We start from the raw sequence: 17,236 nt of genomic DNA, 5'->3' as shown, positions 1-17,236 counted from the left end.
TGATGATAAAAAGCCGGTGAGTCACCGGCTTTTTTATTGGTGGCGTATAACGCCACGGCGTTAAACAATAATCACATCAATATTTCTGTTTTCCAGCAGCATAACCGTTTCGCGGCTAATACCGTCATCGGTAATTAACACGTCAATATCGCTAATCGGCAATACCGGATTAAAGCCAATGCGGCCAAATTTGGTCGAGTCGAGTACCGCCACCACTTTTTTTGCTGCCCGCGCCATCACTTTACTGATGGCATAACCTTCGTTAAACGTGGTGATGCCTTTATCGATATCAATTCCGTCTGCGCCAATAAACAGATAATCCGCCACGATGCCCTTTAATACCGATTCAGCATGCATACCGTGAAAAGAGCGGGTTTTATGGCGGAACGTTCCCCCGCACAGCACCAGAGTGATGTGCTGATTAATCGACAGCACTTCGGCGGCGGGAAGATTATTGGTGACGACGATGAGATCTGACGCATCTGCTAACTGCTGGGCGATTTTTAACGTGGTGCTGCCGCTGTCGATAATCACGCTGTTGCCGGTTGAAACCAGGCGCGCCGCCGCATTGGCGATGCGGGTTTTGGCATCGGCGGAAAGCATGGCGCGGTCTTCCAGCGTAATTTCGTTATGGCTATCGGTATTGCCATTGGGCTTTCCCGTCAGCGTCCAGTTATTTATTTGATTAGTCGCCCCGCCGTGAAAGCGAATAAGCAGCCCCTGAGTTTCCAGCTCGCGTAAATCATTGCGGATAGTCACTTCAGAAATACCAAACTTATTCGCCAGATGCGCTACCTGGACGCTGCCCTTTTCCGTCAGCGCGGCCAGGATTTGATTCCTTCGTTCCACCAGATGCATAGTTTTCGCGTCCTCGCGGGGTTTTTATTGAGGCATATTTTCATGATAGCGAGCATAAATGGACTGATAAATTTCCCGCTGCTGCGGACGCGGCAGTATACCGTCGCGCCCAACATCGCACAGTGATGCGGGTAATACGTCGTAAAGTGGAATAAATTCGTGCGAATGAGTGAGATTTGCGTGACACCATTGCGCCTGCAATGCCGCGCCTAAGGCGCCGGCGTCGCTCACCGTCGGGCGTATCACCGCTATACCGCTGATATCGGCAATCAACTGGCACCAGGCCCGGCTATTCGCTCCGCCGCCAATCACCCGTAGCTGGTCGAAGTGCAATCCGCTTTTCTGGAAAATCTCGATGCCTTTACACAGCTTAAAGGTCACGCCTTCCACCACACTGCGTAATAGATTGGCTTTATTAAAATTGCGGCTGGTAATGCCGGTAACGCTGGCGGTGGCATCCGGGCGATTCGGCAAACGCGCGCCATTCAGCCACGGATAGCATGTCAGCCCCCCTGCCCCCGGCTCGCTGTTATCCAGATAACGTTCAAATTCCGTCAGCGGAATATCCATCACCTCGCGAAAGGCATTGATGGCGTTGGTGACATTCATGGTGCTGACTAACGGCAGCCAGCCACCGGAGGAAGAACAGAACGCATTGATATCCGGGTGCGGCTGGGTGTCAATTTGCTGCGCGGCATGGGTAAACAAGGTGCCCGATGTGCCCAGGCTCATGGTCAGGATGCCCGGTTCAATATTACCGGTGCCGATGGCGGACATCATATTGTCGCCGCCGCCGCTGGAAACCGGAATGCCTTCCGGCAGGCCCAGCTGCGCGGCGCTGGAGGCACAAAGATAACCGGCGGGCTGATGCGCCTCAATCAGCGGCGGCAGTTTGGGCATCAGTTGCGGATCGATGGCATCTACCACCGCGTGACACCAGCGGCGGTTAAAGGTATCGAACCAGCCGGTGCCCGACGCATCACCGTATTCCGCACAGTACTGGCCGGTCAGCCAGTAGTTAACATATTCATGAGGAAGAAAGAGTTTTGCGATGCGCTGATACGCTTCAGGCTCATGCTCTTTCACCCACAGTAATTTGGCGAGCGTAAACGCCACGGGAATGTGGATGCCGGTGAACTGAGACACCGGCCCCCCCATTGCGGCGTGAAACCGCGTTAAAAATGCATTGAGTTCCGGCACCGTTTCGGTATCACACCATAACTTTGCCGGGCGGATAAGCGCATCCTGTTCGTCCAGCAGCACTAAACCATGTTGCTGACCGGATACGCCAATCGCCGCAATGTGTTCAGGCGCAATCTCCGCTTTCGCGATGACCGCCTGAATGCCTTGTGTTATCGCATCCCGCCAGGCGGCGGGATGCTGTTCTTTTTGCCCAGGGCGATCGCTGATGAGTTCGCAGGTGTGATAACTGGACGCCACCACCCGCTCGGTTTCAGCGTCCCACAGTAAAACCTTGGTGCCCTGCGTCCCACAATCGATGCCCAGATACATGATAAATTCCCCGGTGAAGAGTCAGATTTGCGCTGCTTATTGGGTAATGACGCCGTCAAGATCCCACAGGTCTTCCCAGCCTTTGGCGTGTTCCCACAGGAATACCTGGCCCTTAATCAGACGGTTATTACGATCGATGCTGGCAATAGCGGCCATCTCTTCATCGGTTAACGGATCTTCGGTAATACAGGTAATGTTGCCGTAGATCTGATCTTTATGAACCGAGAACGGGATTGGAATATGCCCACGCTGCACCGCCCATTTGATGCAGACGATCGCGGGGTGCACGCCAAGACGGTTAGCAATCTCAACAATGACCGGATCCTCGATATCACAGGTATCGTCTTCGGTGCGGTCGCGATCGGGACGCATCGGCGAACCAATCGGGCAGAAACCGATCGGCTGGATCTCATTGGCGACCAGGAAATCATACAGTTCCTGCTGCTGGAAATGCGGGTGGATTTCCATTTCGTTGGCCACCGGGCGGATCTTGCAATCGCGCAGCAGCAGCTCCATTTTTGGGATAGTCATGTTGGAAGTGCCAATGCTTCTGACCAACCCCATTTCGACCAGTTGCTCCATTTGCGCCCAGGTTTTCATAAAGCGCTCGTGAGAATACGGGGTGGCGTCCGGGCTACGGGAATCTACGGTGCAGCCTGGCGCGTGATAGTTGGAAAACGGCCAGTGCACTAAATACAGGTCGAGATAATCGAGCTTAAGATCTTCCAGCGACTTCTTGCATGACGCAATGACGTCGTCGTGTTGGTCGTTCCAGACTTTGGAGTCGATAAACAACTCAGAACGGCTGACACCGCTTTGCATGATCCTGGCAAATACCTCACCAATCATACTTTCATTGCCGTAAACCGATGCGCAGTCAAAAAAACGGAAACCGGCTTCGGCGGCGTGAAATACGCCATCGGCAACTTGCTCTGCGGTGAAGCGGTCGGAACCAAAGGTCCCCATGCCAATACCGGGGATCTTATAGCCATTCGCTAACGTTTTATACGGAATGGCATCCTGCGAGGGTGCGACTAAGTTTGATAATTTGCTCATTTCTCACGGCTCTATGAAGAAGTTATCGCTATTCCTGCTCATCGGGCTGCCGAAGCAACCCGATGAGTGGGGTGAATTAATACAGAACGGCCTGTGCTTCCGGGGAATCGATATTGTTTTTATCGATATACACCACACCGGTATCGATAAGTTTGTCGACTTTCTGCTGGTTCAGAATTTGGTCGATAGTCTCAACGCCTTTTTTACCCATCTGATAAGAAGATTGAACAATAATACCGTTCAGGGTTCCGTCACGGACGAAATGCTGAAGCGCGGCGTTACCGTCAAAACCCACGGCCACAACTTTGCCGCTGTAGCCCAGTTGTTTAATGGCGCGTGCCATACCGACAGCGGTCGGCTCATTCGCACCGAACAGCGCGGTAATATCTTTATTCGAAGAGAGCGCGTCGATGGTCTGGTTCAGCGCCGTCGCCATATCCGCCTGCGAATAGAATGGGCCAATCATATTTATTTTTGAATCAGCCTTAATCACGTCGGTAAAGCCGCCGACACGTTCAATAGCGCTACCCGCGCCTGGCGTAAATGACATGACGCTGACCTTGCCTTCCTGGCCGTTGGCTTCAATTAATTTCTGTGCAGCCAGCGCGCCTGCTTTACGGTTATCGGTAGACAAGAAGGACTGATAATATTTCGCGCCCTTTTCGCCGAGTGAAGAGTCAATCAGCACGACCGGAATGCCGTTTTCCCAGGCTTTTTTCACCGCCGGGATTAACGCATCGGGATCGGACGGCGCAAGAACAATACCGGATACGCCACGGTTAATGGCGTTATCCACCATATTTACCTGTTCGGCGACCTGGGTTTCTGCTTCCGGGCCCTGGAAGGTCACTTTATATTTATCTTTAAATTCGCTTCCCGCGTCCGTAGCGCCTTTATTCACGTTTTGCCAAAAGTTAGAGTTAGCCGTTTTAACGATAACCGCAATCTCGTTTGATTTGGCGAAAGCAGCCGATGTGCTCATCGAAATTGCCGCAGCCAAACCCAGCATTGCAAATGTTGCTAATTTCTTCATGAACGTGTTCCTTATTATGTGTAGGGGTACAACAGTTAATGTCATTTCACCGAAGGATTAACCTGTGGCTTTTTATTACTGACTTTTTGCTTTACGGATTTTTTTGTAGCCGGACGCTGACGGATTTGGTCATAGGCCACCGCCAACAGGATCACGCTGCCGATAATGATTTGCTGAACAAAGAACGATACGCCGTTCATATTCAGGCCATTACGCAACACGCCGATAATAAAGGAGCCGATTAAGGTGCCCGGAATGGTGCCGACGCCGCCCATTAATGAGGTACCGCCCACGACCGCACTGGCAATCGCATCCAGTTCATACATCATCCCGCCGTTCGGCTGCGCGGTGACCAGGCGAGAGGCGATAACCACCCCGCACAGCCCGGCAAAGGTACCGCTGATGATGTAAGCCACTAATTTGACCTGATTGGTTTTAATCCCGGACAAACGCGCCGCTTCTTCATTAGAGCCGATAGCGTACAAATAACGGCCCATGCGCATTTTGGTTAATGCGAAGGTAAACAGCACCGCCGCAACAATCATTAAAATTACCGGGTAAGGAATACCGGGGAAAATCACCTGCGGTAAGCCATTGTCCCCTTCCTCAACGATGCGGAACAGCGAGCCGTTACCTAAATCGCCGAATGAATCGGGCATACCAGAGACCGGGGCGGCATCGGTCACATACAGCGCCAGGCCACGTAGGATCATCATGGTGCCGAGGGTGGCAATAAACGGCGGCAGACGGAACGTCGTGACCAGAATACCGTTGACCAGGCCGCACGCACTGCCGGTGAGTACGCCGAGAAGCAGACCCAGGCTAACCGGCATCCCGGCGTTCACCGCTAAACCCGCCGCCACGCCCGAGAGCGCCACAATAGAACCGATACTCAGGTCAATACCGCCGGTCAAAATCACGCAGGTTACCCCAATACCGATAAAGGCAATGGTCGAGGTCTGCAGGCCAACCGTCATAATGTTATTGACGGAGAAGAAGCTGTCGCTGGTGAAGGAAAAGATAATAATCAGTAGCAGTAAACCGCCCAACGCAGTCAACTTCTGCAATAAAAGTTTTCTTTTATCGTTCATTTAAGCTAACTCCTGTTCGGTGACGTACATATTCTTCACTCCTGTCGCGTACTGCATGATCTCCTCCTGGCTGGTTTCTTTGGTTTTTAATACCGCCGTCATCTGGCCTTCTTTCATGATTACTACGCGATCGGTCATTCCTAATATTTCCGGCAGTTCCGATGAGATCATAATCACGCCGATCCCCTGGTCCGCCAGTTCATCCAGTAATTCATAAATGGCATATTTCGCGCCGACGTCGATCCCCCGGGTTGGCTCATCAAAAATCATGATCCTGGCGTCACGGAATAACCATTTGGCAATAACCACTTTCTGCTGGTTGCCGCCGCTGAGGTTTTTAACTATCTGCTCAATGTGCGGTGTTTTAATGCTTAATTTTTTTATGTAGAGATCGCATGCCACTTTTTCTTTGATGCCGGATATCACGCCCCACTTACTGCACACTTTATCCAGCGCCGCCATCATGACATTGCTTTTTACCGACATGTCGACCGCCAGACCATTTAATTTACGGTCTTCGGATAAATAGGCGATGCCGGCTTTAATGGCGTCATTCGGGTTCGTGATGGTAATTTTCTTATCAAAAGAAATAATTTGTCCATCGTCCAGCGTTTCTGCGCCAAATATTGCTCGCGCCAGTTCGGTTCGTTTTGCACCAACCAAACCGGTAATACCGAGAATTTCCCCTTTCATTAAATCAAAGTCGATACCTTCAAATACGCCAAAACGGCTGGCATTTTGAATCGACAATATCACTTTGTCTTCCGCCTGGGATTTGCGCGTCGGGAAATGGTTATCCAGCGAACGCCCGACCATTTTGGTGATAATCTCGTCCATAGTAATGTCGGCAAAAACATGGTCGGAAATAAAAGCACCATCACGGAAAATAGTAATATGATCGCAAATACGCTTTAATTCTTCCATGCGGTGAGAAATATAAACGATGCACACATCGCGGCTTTTTAATTTCTCAATCAGCTGGAAGAGTTTATCAATTTCTTTTTTGGTTAATGCCGATGTCGGTTCATCCATAATTAATACTTCGACATCAAACGATAGCGCTTTGGCGATCTCCACCATCTGCTGTTTCGCCACCGACAGGGTGTTAACGATATCTTTTGGCGAAACATCAATGTCAAACATTTCCAACAGCTTAGCGGATTTCTCTTCCATTAAAGCAAAATCAACCAGCCCGTTTTTTAACGGCTCGCGCGCCAGGAAAATATTTTCCGCCACGCTGAGATGGGGAACTAAGTTAAGTTCCTGGAAGATCATACTGATCCCGCTTTTCTGCGCTTCCAGCACGGAATCAAACGAGATTTCTTGATCTTTATAATAAATTGTTCCTTCATCTGCGGCATGTACGCCAATCAACACTTTCATTAATGTCGATTTGCCCGCACCGTTTTCACCCATTAAGGCGTGAACTTCCCCTTTACGCAGCTGGAAATTCACATTTTTAAGTGCGTGAACACCGGCAAATGATTTGGATATATTTCTCATTTGCAATATGGCTTGCTTCATGAAAAACTCCAGAAAAAAGAGAATAAGAGACTTAACATTCCACCGGCGTAACGCCTTTCTTCAGAAGAATGTTTCCATATTTCCGTGTTGAAGAGGTGATCACCACGCAACTGGCTTTTTTCGCTCTATCATAAAAGGCAAAGCGGTCGATAAAGGTAATTTCCTGCTTTTCCGGCAACACCGATTTATAATCATCAATTAACCCTGGCGGTAATTCATCACCCGCGCTTGCGGACATCATTACGACAGCATCAGTAACGTAACTGTCCAGTTCAAAAAGCGGCATCATTGCCTTAAGTAATTGTTCCACCTGATTACCATCAGCGCGAATAACATTTTCATTCACCGAATGGGCCGGGAAATGCGCATCACTCAAAACAATTTCGTCGCCATGACCCATGCAATATAGCGTATATAGCAATTCAGGAGAGAGACGGGGATCAATATTTTTAAGCATGATTGCTCCAGTATTAATAAAAATCGTAAATATGTTTTTATTCGAAAGAGTAAATACGCCCGGCGCTACCGCAGGTCATAATTTTATGGCGTACCACATCGGCCATTGCCGCTTTCGCCAACTGGTTATATTCTCGCGGATCGGTTGAACCCGGCTTTTCAAGGAAAAAGGTTTTTAAAGTTTCAGCGAAGGCTAATTTAAGATCGGTTGCCACATTGACCTTACTTATCCCCAATTCAATACATTTTTTCACATCGCTATCGGGAATACCGGATGCGCCATGCAGCACCAGCGGAATATCCACTAATTTGGCGATTTTCTGGAGCCGCTCAAAATCCAGTTTTGGTGTGGATTTATAAAGCCCGTGCGCGGAACCAATCGCCACCGCCAGCGAGTCAATATTCGTTTGTTCAACCAGCAAGCGTGCATCTTCCGGGTTGGTATAAGGATCGGCCACGTCGTCGATAATCAAATCATCTTCCTGGCCGACGAGCTGGCCAATTTCTGCTTCCACGCTGCAACCGTAGTAATGACATAACTCGGTGACTTTGCGCGTAATGGCGATATTTTCTTTCAGCGGCATGGCGCTGCCGTCGATCATCGCCGAGCGAATACCGGCGCGGATTTTGCCATGAATATCGTCAAAATCATGATGATGATCGAGATGCACAACTACCTGCTGATTATTCTCCGCCGCCATAGATTCAACGATGGCGATAATTTGCTGTACACCCGCATAGCTGTAGGTGCCCGGCGTCCCGGCAAGAATAACCGGTGATTCCAGCTCTTTGGCAATGGTTAATACCACCTGAATAGTTTCCAGGTTATGAATATTAAACGCCGGTACGGCATAGCCAAATTTACGTGCATGATTAAGTAAATAACTGCTGTTAATAATATGATTCATCGGTTACTCCCAGTGCAGTAAAATTTTGCCGTTTGCCGGGCCGCCCTGTAATGCCATCACCTGCTCGATATACTCATTTTCATTAACGATGCAGTTGATAAGCGGGTCGATTTGAATTTGCCCGTTACGGAACATGTCAATGGTTAAACGCCATTCGTCTCCGGGGAACGGAGCGGAATAATTCATCCAGCTGCCGAATACCAATAATTCTTTGCGTAGAATTTGTTCATACTCGGTATAGGTCATCGACAGGTCTTTATGCAGCGTACCGATTAATGCCACCTGCGCCCGTGGTCCGGCAATTTTCAATGCCAGCTTAAAGGTCTGCGGCGTACCGGCGGTTTCCAGGATCAGCTGATCGAAATTTATGTCAGCCAGGAAGGCGGCTTTCTCCAGCGCATTCTCTTCCGCCACGTTGATGACGTGATCCGCGCCGAGCTGCTTCGCCAGATCTAAGCGCTCGTTATTTATGTCCACTGCCGTGACGGATTTTGCGCCCAGCGCTTTGGCGCTCTGCATCGCCAGCAAACCGATGGTGCCGACACCCAGCACGATCACATTTTTATCCTGGCAACCGCCCGCCATTAATATCGGATGCACACCCACGGTAACGGGTTCGAAAAATGCGCCCTGCAGCGGCGTCACGCCTTCTGGCAATAAAAAGCAGCTGCTCTCCGGCATGGTGACGTATTGCGCATTGCCGCCGGGCAGGCGAGAGCCGACAAACGAATACCCTTTGCCTAATGAGTAAAACCCGCGCTGGCATTCCGGCGCTGAAAAATTGGGGATCAGCGGTACGCAACACACGTTGTCACCCTCTTTGACCGAGCTGACCTTACTGCCCGTGGCCACAACACGTGCGGAAAATTCGTGGCCTAAGCGCACCGGATAAAAATGCGCGCCGTGGTGGAAAATACGCGGAATATCAGAACCGCACAGCCCGGAATAGATCACTTTGACCAGCACGTCATATTCGCCGTATTCGGGAATATCGGTTTCACGTATTTCCAGTTGGTTATTTTCCGGGATAACAATTTCTTTCATGGTCGTCATGATGATGTCCTTATTCCGGGTCACAACCATAGGCATACAGGCGCAGGACATCCTGAATACGGAACAGCACCAGGTTTTTCGGCGTCAGCGGGATTTGCTTTGCGTTAATACGCTGGAACTGCTCCGGGAAATACTGGCTAATGACACCCAGCGGCAGCGTGGCGTTTTCCAGGTTAGCGAACATCTTGTTCACGGCTTTATTGATGGTCGGATGCGGCCAGTAGTAACGCAGACGGTCAGACAGGCTGAAGTGCAGGTCAATCATCGCTTTCGAATGCAGGGCGCTGTAGTAATTTTTCCAGTAGCCCGGCTCATCCTGCATGACATTGTCGATCACCGAGACCAGCTCGCTGCGCTCGCCGGGTGCCACCAGGGTGTTTTCAATCATCGCCAGCGCGAACATAGCCTCACGCAAAGCGAAAGTTAACGCCGGGCCGACTTTCAAAATCGCAAAGTGATCGCGTACCAGGGCTTTATAAGCCTCTGCCGTCTGGTAATCGGTTGAGTGGGCTTCATACACCAGGCTGGTGCTTTCGATCGCTTTCGTTAAATCACGCGCCAGTTCCGGCTGGTAATGAACAATGGAGGAGTGGTCAAACTCTACGCCCGGTTGAACCACAATGGCGATGATACGTTCAATCGCATCATGCAAATCCAGTTTGGCGAAAGCATCATAATGGGTCTGGATGGTTTCCATCGCTGCTTGCGGCGTGGTGATATGCACCGACTGGATCGCCTCTTTTTCACCGCCCGGAACCGGCACTTCGGTGCCAACCACATAGGTGATGTGCTGTTTTTGCTCGTCAGTCGCCACGCGCTCCGCCACCTGGCACAGACGCGCCGCGCGCTGGGCTACCGTGACCGGCAATAACGGAACCGGGTCATCCGCGCAGGACATGGAGGTATCAATATGAATTTTGGTAAAACCGGCACGGACGTACTGCTCGATCAACACTTCCGATTTCAGTAACGCGCTTTCTGCCTCTTCGCCTTGCCAGCAGTTGGGGCCGAGATGGTCGCCGCCGAGGATCAGCCGCGCGTGCGGGAAACCCACTTTATCGGCAATGGCCAGCACAAAATCGCGGAACTGCTCCGGTTTCATACCGGTATAGCCGCCAAACTGATTCACCTGATTTGACGTCGCTTCAATCAGCACTTTGCGCTCGCTGTTCAGGTCGAAAAGCAGCGCCGCTTCAATCACCAGAGGATGGGCAGAACAGACTGAACAGATACCAACAGGTAACCCTGATTTGTGTTTATGTATGATATCTTTCATTTGATTTCCTTTATGTTGCAAATTTGAAATTGAATGACTCTCTGGTTTCTATCATTACCGTTTTACTTTCCTTTGTTTGCGATAAGCATCACAAAAACGGTCAAAGCGAAAAAAGAAAACGAAAGTGAAAAGTTTCACCCCAGCTTGGGTTTCGATTTGTTTCGGTTAAAGTGCAGGAACAGCGTAAGTCAGGAGTGAAAGACGCGTTGGCAGGTTTTTACGAGAAGGATTCCAGCATTGAAAAATGCAAGCCGCAGCGGTTGGGATTTGCGCTAAGGGTTATTAACCTACAGGCCTCATAGAAATACGTTGGGTCAGGCTAAATAGCCAACCAGGGATGCCCCGAATGGATGAATTATCAATTACAGAAATCCATGAACTCTGTATCAGTATGGCTAATCAGGTTATTCAGCGTCTTGGCTGGAAAAACCTGTCCGTAACACCTCTGCATAATAAACAAAAGCAGCAACTTGCCGCTGGAGTAGCAAACAGTGTTCTTAACTGGAAATGGGCGATGGAGAGATACAGAAGTAATTTTGTCGATAGCATTCTTGGTTTATCCGTTAAAGTTAACCATCATGCGGACCAGGACATACTACATGCGGTAATTCTTTGCAAATATGATAGCCGCCGCCTGCTATTTTCTCTTTGTATGCTGGAGAATTTTGTTCAGCGCCAGGAGCCAGCGTTGTCAGGCAAGATTCTTAAAATTGCGCTGATTTACTCAACGTTTTTTTGCGAAATTATCGGGCTGGAAGAGATGTACATTCAGGACCCGACTACAGAAGTCCGGCCACGCTATACGGCTTATAGCTTCGCACAGGTATGGCATGACCACGATAAAATTTCTGCTGACGTGGCTGATGTCCTTCAATGCCTCAGAGTCAAATTAGCACACACAGCACTGATTGTTTAATGTACAGCCCGGATCTAGAATTCTGTGTCATGAATTATTTCTTTCAGGGGAAACATATGAACGAACCCACTACTAAAATAAAAATTGATGCCGAGTCTTTGCAAGCTGCGATAAAACGAGTCTCCGATTTTTGGGCAACCATTGATGGCGATAAACTTGCTCAGCTCTGCCTTGAGGAGAAAGACATGGATCTTATTGGACGCAAGAAAGACCCGAAAAACTCACAGCACGATTAATTTTTTCTTTTCAAGGATATGAAAAAGGCTCCCATCGGGAGCTTTTTGCTATGCCGATTCCCTTTCCATTAGCGTAAAGCCAATATCCACAATCCCTTCCTCAACCGGTAGCCCTTCAATCTTGTCAGCCAGCAGCGTGGCGGCATCTTTACCGATTTTCCAGCGGTCGACATTGACGGTAGTAATTGCCGGAATATTGCAGGCGGCGAAATCCAGATCGCCGAAGCCCATCACGGCAAGATCCTGCGGAACGCGTAGCTGGTGAGTCTGGGCTTCGAAAATAGCCCCCTGCGCCAGGGTGTCCGAGCTGCAAATAATCGCGTCAAACGTCTGATGGTTTTCCAACAGTTCGGCAAGCCCGCTGCGCCCCAGCGCCATGGTGGCGGGCAGCGGCACAAACGCATCCTGCCACTGGCAATCGCCGTGGCGGTTAAGCACATCCAGCACACCCTTTTTACGCAGCATGGCACGTTTATCATCGGTCCAGATAAAACCAAACCGGCGGTGGCCTTTGTTAAGCAAGTATTCCCCCATCGCGTTGCCGATTTTTTCGTGGGAGAACCCCACCAGCATATCAATCGGCGTGGGGGTTAAATCCCAGATCTCCACCACTGGCAGACCGGTGTTGATGATGGCTTTTTTGAGTTCGTTATTGTGATGAATACCGGTTAGCACAATACCGTCAGGGCGGCGGGAGAGCAGCGTCGAAACAAGTTCGGTTTCGCTTTCATGGCTGTACCCCGCCACGCACAGCAGCATGTGATAACCCCGCACCGCCAGCTCATCGCTTAACGACTGAACGGTATCGACAAACATATTGTTATTGATTTGCGGCACCACTACGGCAATCAGTTTGCTACGCCGTGAAGCCAGGCTGCCAGCTAACAGATTAGGGATATAACCGGTTACTTTCACCGCTTCCATAACTTTCTCTACGGTGGCTGGGCGAACGATGTTTGGCGTATTCAACGCACGGCTTACCGTCATGGGAGACAGACCTGAGGCGCGGGCGACATCTTCGAGCGTCGGTGCGCGCGAAGCCGTATTTCTGGCGTTTCGTTCACTTTTCAATTCAACAACCGTCCTCTGATGGAGCATGAAAGCGCCGGTCATTATCGGCCAATTATCGTCCTGTATCCAGAAAGGATTCCGGCCATACCGGGCGCTTGAACTCGCTGATTATGCTCGTCTTTCACGCTTAACCTTATCACTCCTACCGCCAGAAATTTCATCGACGGCCTTTCGTCCAAAATGATTGCGCAATCATTTGATAAAAATCTCTACGTTATTGATGGTTAAAATTCTCGATAAACCTCACAAAAAACGATCCGTTAAGCGGCTAATTGCGATCTAAATCGCATTTTAACCCACAAAAGATAGCGCTAACATGGGCTCAGTCATACAAATGTTAGCGCAAACATTTTAAACCACCGCGTTAATGGAGACTCTTATGATCGATAGCGCTAACTCCCAGGCCGTGACCTACGCCAAAGTGACAAATGCGAAAACTGCCACCGAGACCGGCGACCGCATTGCGTGGGTAAAAATTTCCCTCTCTTTCCTGCCGCTGGCTACGCCGGTGAGCGACGCAAAAGTGCTGACTGGCCGTCAAAAGCCGTTAACCGAAGTGGCGATTATCTTTGCCGAAATCCGCACCCGCGACGGCTTCGAAGGCGTCGGTTTCAGCTACTCAAAACGCGCAGGCGGCCAGGGGATTTATGCGCACGCCAAAGAGATCGCCGATAATCTGCTGGGCGAAGATCCAAACGATATCGACAAGATCTACACCAAACTGCTGTGGGCGGGCGCGTCCGTGGGCCGCAGCGGCATGGCGGTGCAGGCGATCTCCCCGATCGATATCGCATTGTGGGATTTGAAAGCCAAACGCGCCGGGCTGCCGCTGGCGAAACTACTCGGTTCGCACCGCGATTCCGTGCAGTGCTACAACACCTCCGGCGGCTTCCTGCATACTCCGCTGGATCAGGTGCTGAAGAATGTGGCGATCTCCCGTGAAAGCGGCATTGGCGGCATCAAACTGAAAGTGGGCCAGCCGAATACGCAGGAAGATATCCGCCGCTTAACCGCCGTGCGTAAAGAGTTGGGCGACGCTTTCCCGCTGATGGTGGACGCAAACCAGCAGTGGGACCGTGAAACCGCTATCCGCATGGGCCGCAAAATGGAAGATTTCAACCTGATCTGGATTGAAGAGCCGCTGGACGCCTACGACGTGGAAGGCCACGCCGCGCTGACTGCCGCGCTGGATACTCCTGTCGCCACCGGTGAAATGCTCACCAGTTTCCGCGAGCATGAACAGTTGATCCTCGGCAACGCCAGCGACTTCGTCCAGCCGGACGCGCCGCGCGTCGGCGGCATCTCGCCGTTTTTGAAAATTATGGATCTGGCCGCCAAACACGGTCGCAAGCTGGCACCGCATTTCGCTATGGAAGTGCACCTTCACCTGGCGGCGGCCTACCCTATCGAGCCGTGGCTGGAGCATTTCGAATGGTTGAACCCGATGTTCAACGAACAGCTCGAACTGCGCGATGGCCGGATGCACGTTTCCGACCGTCATGGTCTGGGCTTCTCTATTAGCGAGCAGGCCCGTAAATGGACGGTGCTGGAATGCGAATTCGGTAAGCAACCTTAATTTTTCCGGGTGGATAAATAATAACGGCGTCAGACCGGGCATTTGCCACCTGGAATAAATACCCTCTCTCGTTCACGATTAATAACCCTACGCAGGAGTTATCTTCCATGGATAATTTCAAGGCCAAAACCCATGTTCGCTATACGATTTTAGTTTTTTTATTTTTAGCCACCGTATTTAATTATGCCGACCGCGCCACGTTATCCGTAGTGGCCCCGTTTATGAGTAAAGAATTAGCGTTCGATCCGGAAATGATGGGGCTGGCGTTTTCCTCATTCGGTATTTCCTATGTGATTATGCAAATCCCCGGCGGCTGGCTGCTGGACCGCTACGGCTCCCGGCTGGTCTATGGCGTGGCGCTGATTGGCTGGTCGCTGGTGACCATGTTACAGGGTACAATTTACCTGTTTGCCGCCCCGCTGATGGCGCTGGTCACGCTGCGTTTACTGATGGGCGCGATTGAGGCGCCTGCTTTCCCGGCCAACAGCCGGTTAAGCGTGCAGTGGTTCCCGAATAAAGAACGCGGATTTGTTACTTCGGTTTACCAGGCGGCGCAGTATATTTCTTTAGGCATCGTTACGCCGTTAATGACCATTATTTTGCATAATTTAAGCTGGCATTATGTGTTTTATTATATCGGCGGCATCGGCATTATTCTTGGCATATTCTGGCTGAGTTTTGTTCAGGACCCGTTTAAGCACAAGAAAATTAATCAGCAGGAACTCAATTATATTAAGCAAGGCGGCGGCGAGCCGGAATTAGGCAAGCAGGAGAAGAAACAAAAAATCTCGCTGACGCAATTAAAACAGGTCTGCGTGAATCGCATGATGATCGGCGTATATATCGGCCAGTTCTGCGTCACGTCCATCACCTGGTTCTTCCTCACCTGGTTCCCGACCTATCTGTACCAGGCCAAAGGGATGTCGATCCTTAAGGTGGGCTTAATCGCCTCCATACCGGCAATTGCCGGGTTCGCGGGCGGTTTAATCGGCGGGATGTTCTCGGACTATTTGCTGCGTAAAGGCCACAGCCTGACTTACGCCCGTAAAGTACCGATCATTTGCGGCATGTTGCTCTCTTGCGTGATTGTGAGCGCTAACTACACCCAGTCGGAGGTGATAGTGGTGGCGGCGATGAGCATTGCGTTCTTTGCCAAAGGCTTCGGCAACCTGGGCTGGTGTGTGCTGAGCGACACCTCGCCAAAAGAAGTGCTGGGCGTGGCGGGCGGCGTATTCAATATGTGCGGCAACCTGGCGAGCATCATCACTCCGCTAGTGATCGGCTACATCCTGACCACCACCCACTCTTTTGATTACGCCATTTTGTACGTCGGCTCGATGGGGCTGATTGGCCTGTTTTCTTACGTATTTATTGTCGGTCCGCTGGATCGCATTAAATTGCAGCCACTGGCGGCTGCGTAATTGGTGTTTTAAATAGCACACGTGCTGGACGGCCCGCACTCACTGCCGCCAGCACGTTTTTTCAACACTGTCTGCAACAATAACGCCTAATGAAACCGTTTTGTCTAAAAATTCTCCAGCGCCTTCTCCACATACAAATAGCCAATCCCCATAATCTGCTGCGCCCGGCTTAACTGCCCAAAGGCGACTCGCGTGGCGTTGACGCGCGTTGGGTCCGCCGGATCGAACGGGTTTGTGCTTATTTGCCGGGTAATGGCCGCCAGCCAGCGCTCGCCAAACTCGCAGCAGCGCCCGTAAAACCAGATCTGGTTAATATTCAGGATATTGAGGAAGTTATACAGGCTCAGGCCAATCGTGGTCGCGCCGTTTTCCACCCACTGTGCCACCATCGGATCGTGCTGCCGCCACAGGGTCAGCAAGTGTGCCGTAGTGAGCTTGTCGATATCCTGATCGCCCATCCCCGGCTGGCTTTTAAACCACACCCGCGCCTGTTTTTTTAACGCCGTCAGGGATGCCACCGTCTCCAGGCAGCCGTAGCGCCCGCAGGTACAGGCCATGCCGTCCGGGTCGACGATGGTGTGGCCAATCTGGCCGCTGCCGTACAGGCTGCCGCGATAAATCTGCCGGTTAATCACAAACGACGATCCAATTCCGTAGTCGACGTTAATCACGCAAAAATCCTGCTGGCGGCTGGGGTTCTGCCACTTTTCCGCCAGCGCCAGCATCACGCAGTCGTTATCCACCAGCACCGGCCATTTGAGCTTTTCTTCCAGTAGATATTTGATTTCCACCGGTGCTTTCCACGGGGCCTGCGGCATGGTTTGCGACACGCCGGTGACCGGGTCCACCTGCCCGTGGATGGCGATGGCAAGACGGAACGTATTGCCGCTCCAGGTTTTGGTGTATTGATGGCAAATCCTCAGCACCGCCGCGAGCAGCGCTTCCGGGTGTGGCGCATCAACGTGGGTTTTTGCGTATTCGCCTAGCGGCGACAGTTGCTGATCCACCAGTTGGCTTTCGATGGTGGTCGGCGTCACGTTCAGGCACAGGGTTAACGGCCCGGTTAACGGGATCTGGAAGCTGCCGCTGCTTAATCCGCGTTTACTCAACGTGTGCTGTGAATGAGCCAGATGCCCCTCCTCTACCAGCTCGTCGAGAATATTGCTCACGGCAGGAATCGACAGATCGGTCTGGCGCGCCAACTGCGATTTGCTGACCACTTTTTCCTGCCAAATCAGCGTCATTAACG

The 17,236-nt window shown here is 51.1% G+C and carries 16 protein-coding genes; 4 read left to right on the top strand and 12 right to left on the bottom strand.

Annotated elements, in window-relative coordinates; all coding sequences use genetic code 11:
• Positions 1-60: 60 nt before the first annotated feature.
• The 10 genes from ACVV26_RS06710 to gatZ all read right to left on the bottom strand — a co-directional run bounded on the left by ACVV26_RS06710 (position 61) and on the right by gatZ (position 10,767).
• Positions 61-858, bottom strand: coding sequence for a DeoR/GlpR family DNA-binding transcription regulator (locus tag ACVV26_RS06710; RefSeq protein WP_474800646.1), 798 nt, complete (start codon positions 856-858; stop codon positions 61-63).
• Between the two features lie 24 nt (positions 859-882).
• A complete protein-coding gene (xylB, locus tag ACVV26_RS06705) occupies positions 883-2,370 on the bottom strand; it encodes a xylulokinase (RefSeq protein ID WP_474800644.1) in 1,488 nt (495 codons plus the stop codon).
• Positions 2,371-2,406: 36 nt separating this feature from the next.
• Positions 2,407-3,426, bottom strand: coding sequence for an aldo/keto reductase (locus ACVV26_RS06700; protein WP_474800642.1), 1,020 nt, complete (start codon positions 3,424-3,426; stop codon positions 2,407-2,409).
• A 76-nt stretch (positions 3,427-3,502) separates the two neighbouring features.
• Entirely contained in the window at positions 3,503-4,459 is a 957-nt protein-coding gene (locus ACVV26_RS06695; RefSeq protein WP_474800640.1) for an ABC transporter substrate-binding protein, read from the bottom strand.
• 41 nt (positions 4,460-4,500) lie between these two features.
• Positions 4,501-5,550: an ABC transporter permease gene (locus ACVV26_RS06690; protein WP_474800638.1), complete on the bottom strand. Its 1,050-nt coding sequence runs from the start codon at positions 5,548-5,550 to the stop codon at positions 4,501-4,503.
• Complete coding sequence (locus tag ACVV26_RS06685) at positions 5,551-7,074, bottom strand: sugar ABC transporter ATP-binding protein (protein ID WP_474800636.1); 1,524 nt, start codon at positions 7,072-7,074, stop codon at positions 5,551-5,553. It abuts the gene before it with no gap.
• Between the two features lie 31 nt (positions 7,075-7,105).
• Positions 7,106-7,531 carry an L-fucose mutarotase gene (fucU, locus tag ACVV26_RS06680; RefSeq protein WP_474800634.1) on the bottom strand — a complete coding sequence of 142 codons (426 nt, stop codon included), beginning with the start codon at positions 7,529-7,531 and terminating at the stop codon, positions 7,106-7,108.
• 37 nt (positions 7,532-7,568) lie between these two features.
• The gene (gene gatY, locus ACVV26_RS06675) at positions 7,569-8,438 is read right to left on the bottom strand and encodes a tagatose-bisphosphate aldolase subunit GatY (RefSeq protein WP_474800632.1); all 870 of its coding nucleotides are present in this window, start codon (positions 8,436-8,438) and stop codon (positions 7,569-7,571) included.
• Between the two features lie 3 nt (positions 8,439-8,441).
• Positions 8,442-9,482 carry a zinc-binding dehydrogenase gene (locus ACVV26_RS06670; RefSeq protein WP_312980383.1) on the bottom strand — a complete coding sequence of 347 codons (1,041 nt, stop codon included), beginning with the start codon at positions 9,480-9,482 and terminating at the stop codon, positions 8,442-8,444.
• Between the two features lie 19 nt (positions 9,483-9,501).
• Entirely contained in the window at positions 9,502-10,767 is a 1,266-nt protein-coding gene (gene gatZ, locus ACVV26_RS06665; RefSeq protein WP_474800630.1) for a tagatose-bisphosphate aldolase subunit GatZ, read from the bottom strand.
• 346 nt (positions 10,768-11,113) lie between these two features.
• Here gatZ and ACVV26_RS06660 point away from each other — a divergent pair, with 346 nt between their 5' ends.
• Both ACVV26_RS06660 and ACVV26_RS06655 read left to right on the top strand, forming a co-directional pair.
• Complete coding sequence (locus ACVV26_RS06660; RefSeq protein WP_474800628.1) at positions 11,114-11,683, top strand: hypothetical protein; 570 nt, start codon at positions 11,114-11,116, stop codon at positions 11,681-11,683.
• 56 nt (positions 11,684-11,739) lie between these two features.
• Entirely contained in the window at positions 11,740-11,919 is a 180-nt protein-coding gene (locus ACVV26_RS06655; protein WP_474800626.1) for a hypothetical protein, read from the top strand.
• Positions 11,920-11,967: 48 nt separating this feature from the next.
• On the opposite strand, the gene ACVV26_RS06650 is transcribed toward ACVV26_RS06655, so the two are convergent.
• Entirely contained in the window at positions 11,968-13,017 is a 1,050-nt protein-coding gene (locus ACVV26_RS06650; RefSeq protein ID WP_474800624.1) for a LacI family DNA-binding transcriptional regulator, read from the bottom strand.
• Between the two features lie 352 nt (positions 13,018-13,369).
• On the opposite strand from ACVV26_RS06650, the gene ACVV26_RS06645 reads away from it, so the two are divergent.
• On the top strand, positions 13,370-14,566 hold the full coding sequence (locus ACVV26_RS06645; RefSeq protein ID WP_474800622.1) for an L-talarate/galactarate dehydratase: 1,197 nt from the start codon (positions 13,370-13,372) through the stop codon (positions 14,564-14,566).
• Between the two features lie 107 nt (positions 14,567-14,673).
• A complete protein-coding gene (locus tag ACVV26_RS06640) occupies positions 14,674-15,987 on the top strand; it encodes an MFS transporter (RefSeq protein WP_474800620.1) in 1,314 nt (437 codons plus the stop codon).
• A 104-nt stretch (positions 15,988-16,091) separates the two neighbouring features.
• On the opposite strand, the gene ACVV26_RS06635 is transcribed toward ACVV26_RS06640, so the two are convergent.
• Complete coding sequence (locus ACVV26_RS06635) at positions 16,092-17,231, bottom strand: ROK family protein (protein ID WP_474801764.1); 1,140 nt, start codon at positions 17,229-17,231, stop codon at positions 16,092-16,094.
• Positions 17,232-17,236: the final 5 nt, after the last annotated feature.

The sequence above is a fragment of the Atlantibacter sp. MEI4A-1023 genome (assembly GCF_056155425.1).
Note: the sequence above shows the minus strand (reverse complement) of the source record. Positions and strands in the feature narration are given on the sequence as shown.